Source organism: Endozoicomonas sp. SESOKO2, assembly GCF_024606245.1.
GTDB lineage: Bacteria > Pseudomonadota > Gammaproteobacteria > Pseudomonadales > Endozoicomonadaceae > Endozoicomonas_A.
This window is the reverse complement of the sequence record NZ_JAHHPQ010000133.1, coordinates 1-1,451: the sequence shown is the minus strand read 5'-3', so window position 1 is coordinate 1,451 and position 1,451 is coordinate 1. Positions and strand designations below refer to the sequence as shown.

2 protein-coding genes are annotated in these 1,451 nt (G+C 51.8%); one reads left to right on the top strand and one right to left on the bottom strand.

Annotated features, from left to right (window positions below):
• Positions 1–154: 154 nt before the first annotated feature.
• A complete protein-coding gene (locus tag KDK17_RS03495; RefSeq protein ID WP_257287348.1) occupies positions 155–409 on the bottom strand; it encodes a hypothetical protein in 255 nt (84 codons plus the stop codon).
• Positions 410–424: 15 nt separating this feature from the next.
• Here KDK17_RS03495 and KDK17_RS03490 point away from each other — a divergent pair.
• The coding region (locus tag KDK17_RS03490; RefSeq protein WP_257287347.1) for a LamG domain-containing protein at positions 425–1,451 on the top strand (1,027 nt) is incomplete at its 3' end.

Genomic DNA, 1,451 nt, shown 5'->3' with positions numbered 1-1,451 from the left:
CATCAATTTTTTTCCAGGTGTTATCTTTCAACCTCGCAATATCTTCATCGGGGGATTGCGATAATTGCCTTTTTACTGGCTATCAGAGGGCTTCAAATACGTAAGAATTGCAACAGGTAGTGTAGTATGGAACTTCGTCAAATTCCTCACGGAATCAGCCCTGACCCATGGTCGTCAAAGGTAGCGGGGTTGTCAGGTTCTCTATCGCTCTTTGGGTTGCTGATGGCTTAAACGACGGGCACTCGACACTGCCATTGCACGACAGTGTGCTAATTTCCTGCACCAGACGCTGGTAGTGCCGGTTCATTTCCGTGTTATTCAGGTTGGCGACTTCTTGACGATTATTCTCTGCTTCAACCGTGTCAGCGTCGTCTTTCTCACTTCCGGCCAGACTGCTCAGGTAATTCATCAGCCGCTGTCCAGTGTGAATGATCCTGTTCAGAAAGCCCGGGGCTTCCTTGTCTTCACCGTTGCTGTCTCCATTGCCACTGACAGCGGTGACCAGGCTCATTGTCCAGCCGGTTTATCACGGCTGATACCCCCTCCGGTCACCGGCGGCAGCTTTATCCTGGCGGCCCGGGTGCGACGTACCTTCACCCCCGACAGTCGAGCACCAGCCGAGGTCAAACTGATGCATTTTGCCGGAACTGACGGCTCCGATGCCATCAGCTTGCACCTGGAGAGACATGGCGGGTTGGAGATCAGGCTAACGGATGGAGCCAGGGTCTTTCATAGCAGGATCAAGCAATTTTTTACCTCTCCACGCCAACACCTGGCCATGACTATAGATGACACTGGGTTTCTAACCGTCTACCGGAATGGCCAGAGTGTTTTCGCGGCGCAGGCCCTCAAGCCACCCAGGATAGTTCGGACGCAGAACTGTTATGCCGCTGACAAACCAAAGCTAACGGTTAACCAAACCAATGAGGTAGCCGTTGATCAACTGGTCATCAACCAGCATCTCCCGTTGCCTGAAGGCATAAAAATGATGGCATCCGGTGCGGACCCCCTGGTGAGGATTGGCAACTGGCGAAACCCTCACCTTGTCTATGCCAACGATTGGCCAGACAGCCTGGAGCTGGATGACGGGGCTCTGGATGACAAGGCTTTCATTGATAAACGACTGAGGTCTGGTTATTCACTACTGCAGAAAACCGTCCCCGGACATCAGTATGTCATCGATGAAAAGAGTGCCATTTACCGCTTTACTGGCAGTGACACCATTGACAGTGATCAATGGATTTTATCAAACGCCACGGGCACGGCTGACCAGCTGGAAGTTGAAACCTACCCCTGCCAGAAACTGCACTATCAAAAAGCGGGTGGGGACCTGATCCTGACTATCTTGACGAATGATAGAACGCTGCAGGACAGCGAAAGTGGCACAAAATCAATCAATTCCACCCAGAGCCTTCGGGTGCTGAATTTTTTCAGTAAGGAAGGCGAAACCA

Excerpts from the sequence above, each read along its gene's own strand:
- KDK17_RS03495 (WP_257287348.1), bottom strand. The coding sequence starts at position 409 with ATGAATTACCTGAGCAGTCTGGCCGGAAGTGAGAAAGACGACGCTGAC.